Origin of the sequence: Candidatus Cloacimonas sp. (assembly GCA_039680785.1) — a bacterium.
Taxonomy (GTDB): domain Bacteria; phylum Cloacimonadota; class Cloacimonadia; order Cloacimonadales; family Cloacimonadaceae; genus Cloacimonas.
Genome location: JBDKSF010000074.1, coordinates 20965 through 27802 on the forward strand (window position 1 = coordinate 20965; position 6838 = coordinate 27802).

The 6838-nt window shown below is 37.6% G+C and carries 9 protein-coding genes; 5 read left to right on the forward strand and 4 right to left on the reverse strand.

Features of this window, described 5'->3' with window-relative positions; translation table 11 throughout:
- Positions 1–4: 4 nt before the first annotated feature.
- Together cdaA and coaE are read left to right on the forward strand one after the other, a co-directional pair.
- On the forward strand, positions 5–751 hold the full coding sequence (gene cdaA / locus ABFC98_05125) for a diadenylate cyclase CdaA (GenBank protein ID MEN6445410.1): 747 nt from the start codon (positions 5–7) through the stop codon (positions 749–751).
- The gene (coaE, locus tag ABFC98_05130; protein MEN6445411.1) at positions 738–1382 is read left to right on the forward strand and encodes a dephospho-CoA kinase; all 645 of its coding nucleotides are present in this window, start codon (positions 738–740) and stop codon (positions 1380–1382) included. The genes cdaA and coaE overlap by 14 nt, the downstream gene beginning before the upstream one ends.
- A 191-nt stretch (positions 1383–1573) precedes the next feature.
- On the opposite strand, the gene trxA is transcribed toward coaE, so the two are convergent.
- Together trxA and ABFC98_05140 are read right to left on the reverse strand one after the other, a co-directional pair.
- On the reverse strand, positions 1574–1897 hold the full coding sequence (trxA, locus tag ABFC98_05135) for a thioredoxin (protein ID MEN6445412.1): 324 nt from the start codon (positions 1895–1897) through the stop codon (positions 1574–1576).
- Between the two features lie 5 nt (positions 1898–1902).
- Positions 1903–2175, reverse strand: coding sequence for a co-chaperone GroES (locus ABFC98_05140; protein ID MEN6445413.1), 273 nt, complete (start codon positions 2173–2175; stop codon positions 1903–1905).
- Positions 2176–2743: 568 nt separating this feature from the next.
- On the opposite strand from ABFC98_05140, the gene udk reads away from it, so the two are divergent.
- Entirely contained in the window at positions 2744–3415 is a 672-nt protein-coding gene (gene udk / locus ABFC98_05145; GenBank protein ID MEN6445414.1) for a uridine kinase, read from the forward strand.
- 216 nt (positions 3416–3631) lie between these two features.
- On the opposite strand, the gene uvrB is transcribed toward udk, so the two are convergent.
- A complete protein-coding gene (gene uvrB / locus ABFC98_05150) occupies positions 3632–5638 on the reverse strand; it encodes an excinuclease ABC subunit UvrB (protein ID MEN6445415.1) in 2007 nt (668 codons plus the stop codon).
- A 118-nt stretch (positions 5639–5756) separates the two neighbouring features.
- Here uvrB and ABFC98_05155 point away from each other — a divergent pair, with 118 nt between their 5' ends.
- Entirely contained in the window at positions 5757–6080 is a 324-nt protein-coding gene (locus tag ABFC98_05155) for a hypothetical protein (GenBank protein MEN6445416.1), read from the forward strand.
- Positions 6077–6490, forward strand: a complete 414-nt coding sequence (locus ABFC98_05160) for a nucleoside-diphosphate kinase (GenBank protein ID MEN6445417.1) — start codon at positions 6077–6079, stop codon at positions 6488–6490. The genes ABFC98_05155 and ABFC98_05160 overlap by 4 nt, the downstream gene beginning before the upstream one ends.
- 136 nt (positions 6491–6626) lie before the next feature.
- Here the strand turns inward: ABFC98_05160 and ABFC98_05165 are convergent.
- Positions 6627–6838, reverse strand: a 212-nt coding sequence (locus ABFC98_05165; protein MEN6445418.1) for a hypothetical protein, incomplete at its 5' end; no start/stop codon positions are given.

Genomic DNA, 6838 nt, shown 5'->3' on the forward strand with positions numbered 1-6838 from the left:
ATAAATGGATTTTCTGATTCCCCGTTTTAAAGACATAGTAGATATATTAATTATCGCCTTCCTGATTTATCAAGCATTGTTGATTGTGCGTAAATCTGGAGGATATCAGGTCTTATGGGGTTTATTGTTTGTTGTTGTTCTGTATATTTTAGCGATTATTTTTAATTTGAAGATGGTTGGTTCTTTGTTAAATGCTGTGCGTAATTATTGGTTTATTGCAGTTGTAATCCTTTTTCAACCAGAATTGCGTTCTATTTTATCGCGCTTGAATTTGCCTCGGGAATTAAGCAAGGCATTTAATAAACAAGAAAAATCATCTCTCTACACTCCTTTGATTGATGCCGTTTCTTCTATGAGTTTTCGTAAAATTGGAGCTTTGATAGTTCTGGAAAATAAGCGCAAATTAAATGAATATATTTATAGCGGAGAGCCAATCGATGCGGCTGTCTCTATGCGTCTTATCCTTACTATTTTTAATCCTAAAAGTGTGCTTCACGATGGAGCAATCATTATTCGTGATCAGCGTATTATGGCAGCCAAAGTTGTTTTGCCGTTGTCTAAAAAACCAGAATATGTCCATAAATTCGGAACCCGTCATCTTGCCGGTATCGGAATCACTGAAATTAGCGATGCCATAGCCATTATTGTTTCAGAACAAACAGGACAGGTATCAGTTGCCAGAGCGGGAAAAATTCAAACCGAGGTTGCCTTTGAAGAACTGTTACAGATTTTAACAGATGCCACTAAATAACAGACCCTTGCAAATTGGCATTACCGGCAATATTGGCAGCGGGAAAACCACCTTTTGCAAGTTTCTTGCCGAGAGAGGTTTAAGAGTGATTTCTGCCGATGTTTTAGCCAATCAGCATTTAGAAGACGAGGCAGTTAAAGAGGCATTAATAAAGCACTATTCTCAAGCCATTCTTTCTTCTTCAAACAATACTTTGGGTAAACGGAACATCGATCATAAAATATTGGCAGATAGGGTTTTTGGCAATCCCAACGAGATTAACTTTTTAAATTCCTTAATTCATCCTCTTGTTCTGCGGGATTTTCAAAATATTGCAGAAAACAGCAAAGAACAGATTATCTGTTTTGAAGTTCCCTTGCTCTTTGAGGCAAATTTACAGAACTGCTTCGATTATATTGTTTTGGTTATGGCAGATGAAAATAATCGGATAGACCGATTGGAGCATAAAGGTGAGGATAGAACAAAAGCGAAAAAAAGAATTCAGCATCAGATTTCGGATGAGGAGAAAATACACTTAGTAGATTTAGTTATAAAAAATGATGGCGATTTTGCTCAGCTGAAAAAACAAGCAGAAGCTTTTATAGCTCTTCTTGCCCAAATTAAACCCCGCAAAATTCATCCCTTTATATAGAGGTTGCTTACCCAAATTACACATTTTTTTAGTCCAGTTGTTACAAACCCTCACAGTTAAAAAAATATTTTGGGATGGTTAAAGCTTATTTTAGCAATGACGAATCCTTTAGATTCCAAATATATCTTATAATAAAAAGCCCGGTAAAACCTATATTATTACCGGGCTTTCCCTAAACTACAAGGACAAAATTATTGGATAAACTTATTCAGTTTATCCATAATCTTATCTTTTTGAACCAAGCCAATAAGCTGATCGCTAACTGAGCCGTTGACAAAAATAAGGAGAGTTGGAATAGACATAATTGAGTATTTTGCTGCAATATCCTGTGCCTCATCAACATTCACTTTGGCCACTTTAATTTTACCTTCGGTTTCGTTGGCAATTTTATCTACAGTAGGGCTTAGCGCTTTACAAGGTCCACACCAGGGAGCCCAGAAATCCACCATAACGGGAAGTGACGATTTCAGAACTTCTGTCTCAAAATTGGCAGAATTAACTTCTATAATAGCCATTCTTTTTACTCTACTATAGCCAGGAGATCGCTTTTGGAAAGAATAAGCAGCTTTTCTCCCTCAAGTTCAATTTCGGTGCCGGCATATTTGCCATAGAGAACTTTATCTCCCACCTTCACAATTTTCTGTAAATCTTCGTCGTTGCCAACAGCAATCACTTCAGCGATCTGTGGCTTTTCTTTGGCTGTATCGGGAATAATTATCCCACCAATGGTCTTTTCATTTTCCGTGGGGTTTAGTTTTACCACCACATGGTCTTCAACGGGTCTTATTGTCATTTTAACCTCCAATTATCTTGTTTTTAGTTTCGTTAATAATATAAGCAAAAATAGCTTACTTAGCAAACACAAAATTGGACTGCTAACTTTTTGTCAAGTTAAAAAATCTCTAACTTGCCTCTCTCCGAAAATTATTTTAGTCATTGATCATTTATTGGCACAGGACAGTATTTCAGCTATTATTGGGTTACTGTTTAAATCTCAATCAGTTATGTATATATACACAAGCTCTGCAATAAGTTAACACACTGTATAATAATGTGTTATGTGTAACAGATCAATATTATCTTTATATAATAAATAGATAGAGAGTATTAGCGTCACTTTTATTTGCGCTAAACCAGGTTGCTTTTAAGTCATTAAATTAACTAATAAACTAAAAAGTGTACCATTCAAAAACAGGACTACCAGAAAAGCTACGGTAAAATTACAGATAAGACATTCTGACTGGTTACATCAAGCATCCGCTTGACAATTTACAGTTAAGCAAAAGTATTGGAAACAGATTAAAATTATCTTCGCCGTTAGCAAGATAGATTATATCTATTAGCTTAACGAAGAAGATAGAATGGGATTAGAAATTATGTCACAGAGAAATAATGTTCGTTTAATTCTTATCGGAGGGGGAACTTGTTCCGGAAAAACAACCATAGCCAAAGCTATTGGAATGCGGCTAAATGGCTTGAAAACCGTTATTGTAGCTCAGGACAATTATTATAAAGACCTCCATTATCTTCCTTTTGCGCAGAGAGTTAAAGTTAATTTTGACCATCCTGAAGCGATTGATATTGATTATTTGTTATCTGATTTGAAACTTATGTTGGAAGGCAAAGCAGTAGATATTCCGGAATATGAATTTTCCACTCACTGTCGCAAAGAAGGAAAGACCTGTGTCGCTTTTGCCGATGTGATTATTTTGGAAGGTATATTTGCTCTTTATTATCCTGCGCTTTTAGCTCTTTCCGATCTAAAAATTTATGTAGATACTGATTCCGATTTACGATTGGCAAGGCGTTTGCAGAGAGATATTATAGAAAGAGGTAGAGATGTAGAAAGTGTATTAGATCAATATTTAGCTACCGTTAAACCTTCGCATACGGCTTTTATAGAACCAACCAAGAAAAATGCCGATATTATAATTCCAGGTGATAGGGACTTTGAGAATGTGCTGTATATGTTAAATGGTTATTTACTGTATGAATTTATCACGGAGAGCAAAGAGAGCCCACTAAATCATTAACTCAGCTAAGCTATAAAACTACAGGCCTTACCCAAAACTATCCTCGGGTTCCACTTTTTCACTTTATTTTGCGGCGGAACGGCGTCCTTTGACTACACATTGGGTTTCACCTTTTCACCTTTCCACCTTTCCACCTTTCCACTTCTCGACCTCAAGACCTCAAGACCTCAATCCCCCTCGACCTCTCGACCTCAAGACCTCTCGACTTCTCGACCCTCAAATATTCTGTTTCAGTTCCCACAGTTTATCTCTCAGTTCAGCGGCGCGTTCAAATTCCAGATTAGCGGCTGCTTTATTCATTTCTTTCGTCAGCAGTTCAGTTATTTTTTCTTTATTATCCAACTCCAGATATTCCAGAAATTCTTTAGCGGAGGGTTTTTCAGAAGCCGTTTGTTTATCAACTTTATCATAGCCCTCAGCTATGGCGGTTGATTGCATAATTTGTTCAATAGTTTTATAAATAGTTTGGGGCGTGATGTTATGTTCTTTGTTGTAAGCCAGTTGTTTAGCACGGCGTCTGTTGGTTTCAGTGACAGTTTGTTTAATGGCATCGGTAATTTCATCTGCGTAAAAAATTACTTTTCCATCCACATTGCGAGCGGCGCGACCCGAGATTTGAATAAGGGAGCGCGTGGAGCGTAAAAATCCTGTTTTATCAGCATCCAAAATTGCCACCAGCGAGACCTCGGGTAAATCCAAGCCCTCTCTTAAAAGGTTTACTCCCACAATAACATCAAACTCACCCAAGCGAAAATCTCTGATGATTTTAGCGCGTCCAATACTATCAATGTCGCTATGCATATATTTAGCTTTGATACCGGCATTATTAAGATATATACTCAGGTCTTCGCTCATTTTTTTGGTAAGCGCCATCACCAGAATCTTTTGTTTTTTAGCAATCCGCTCATTTATTTGACCGATCAGATCGTCCACTTGATGTTTTACTGGTTTTATTTCTATTTCAGGATCAAGCAAACCAGTGGGACGAATCACTTGTTCCACAATTTCACCTTTTGTTAATCCCAGTTCATAATCCGCGGGTGTAGCGGAAACAAAAATTACATTATGCATATATTTTTCAAATTCTTCAAAACGCAAGGGGCGATTATCAAAAGCGGAAGGAAGACGGAAACCATATTCCACCAGATTTTTTTTGCGCGTATAATCACCTCCGAACATACCATGCACTTGAGGAATAGTAACATGCGATTCATCAATGACAAAGAGAAAGTCCTCCGGGAAATAATCCAGTAAACAATTGGGTGGTTCACCCATTTTTGCGCCGGTTAAATGGCGGGTATAATTTTCAATTCCGCTGCAATAGCCCAATTCGCGTAACATTTCCAAATCAAAAGAAGTGCGTTGTTTCAAGCGTTCCGCTTCCAAATATTTTTGGTTTTGTAAAAACCAAGCGACGCGTTCGTTCATTTCTTGTTCGATACTGATTATTGCCTTGCGTAATTTTTCTTCACTCATTAAAAAATGGATTGCAGGATAAACATCGTAGTGATCAACTTCTCCGAGGGACTGACAGGAAATTGGATGGAGTTTTTCCAAACGGTATATTTCGTCTCCGAAAAATTCCACTCGTAAACAGTGTTCCAAATAGGCAGGGAAAATATCTATGATATCTCCCCGCACCCTGAAAGCGCCTCTTTCAAAAGCAATGTCATTTCGACTATAGTGAGCCGCAACTAATTTATGGATCAGTTCTTCCCGATCCATTTTCATTCCTACTGAAAGGGAGACCAAAGCTTCGCGATATTCTTCCGGAACGCCAAGACCATATATGCAAGAGACAGAAGAGACGATTATTACATCCCTTCTTTCCATTAAACTCATTGTTGCTCGCAGACGCAATTTTTCGATCTGTTCATTGATACTGCTATCTTTTTCTATGTAAATATCTTTGCCCGGGATGTATGCTTCGGGTTGATAATAATCGTAATAGCTGATAAAATATTCCACTGCATTTTCGGGAAAGAGCTGTTTCAATTCACCATAAAGTTGGGCAGCGAGGGTCTTATTATGCGACAAAACCAGAGTAGGTCTATTTATTTTTTCTATCACATTGGCAATGGTAAAGGTTTTTCCGCTTCCTGTTACGCCTAAAAGTACTTGCTGTTTTTTGCCTTGTTGGATGCCTTTTATAAGTGATGAAATTGCTTCTGGCTGATCTCCGGAAGGAGTGTAATCACTTACAAGTTTGAAATGCGGCATTATTTTGCTCCTTTTAGCCAATAAATTCTTCTTGACATTAGATGGCTAAATTTCCTAATAGTTTTACAAGGAAATTGATTTACTTGTTTTGTCCAGAAATTTTTAACTTGGAGATAATAAAATGCTTAATCAAGAGAACTTACAAATTAATTATGAGAATTTACTCAAATTGGGTTATGTAGTGGTGGATATCCGTTATAAGGATTACGATGTATGTTCAGATACCCCCAAACTGGTTATTGCCAGAGTCGATTCTGATCGGGATGATTTTTATCAAGATATGTTGAAACTTTATACCGGAGTAGAATTTAAGCCGAATGAAATGTATGAGATTTGGACTGATATCTTAATGCATAAAATCAGGATGAGCGTAGTATTAAATCGTGATATCGCCATCAAGGTTGCCGCACTCGATTACATCGAAACCGTTTATTCGGCAAAATGAAGGAAAAATCCCTTTTTTTAATCAAACCAAATGCTATTCGCAATAAGCACATAGGCCATATAATATCAATTCTGGAAGAAGAAAACTACGAGTTTTGCGCCATAAAAATATTTCGTTTTGACCGAAGTTTAGCGGAACGATTTTACGCAGAACACGAAGGCAAGGCATTTTATGAGCCGCTACTGAATTTTATGACCTCGGATAAAACGGTAGCCATAATTGTTCAAAAAGAAAATGCCGTTCAGGATTTGCGTGAGCTAATCGGAGATGTAGATCCGCAAAATAGAAAACCGGGAACTATCAGAGATCTTTATGCAGAAGGAATTACAGAAAATGCTGTTCACGCTTCGGACTCGATATTTAGCGCTGAAAGAGAGATAGGGATTATATTTGATCACGAATATAGGTAGGGAATCAAGGGCAGTAGGGCTAAAAAATAACCAAAGCACAAGACCAAACTAACTTCCATTTGGAACGATTCACACAGTGTGAAACATAACTCTTTATATGGCAATCTCTTTTGCTCGCTTCATATATCCTCCTTAATTAGCTGTGCTGCAGATAGGGTGGTAATGTTGGGCAAAAACCCAAGATAGAGCACCGCATTGCCACCATAGCTAATAGGCAAGAAAGAGAGATTGTTTTGGGGGAGAATACAGTCAGAGTATTTATATCGTCCCCAAAGTGTTTACTGGGATTGAAAAACTCGGTTGGCGGAAGGGCGATGAAATGTAGTTTTTGCGGAAAGAAGAGTTTAG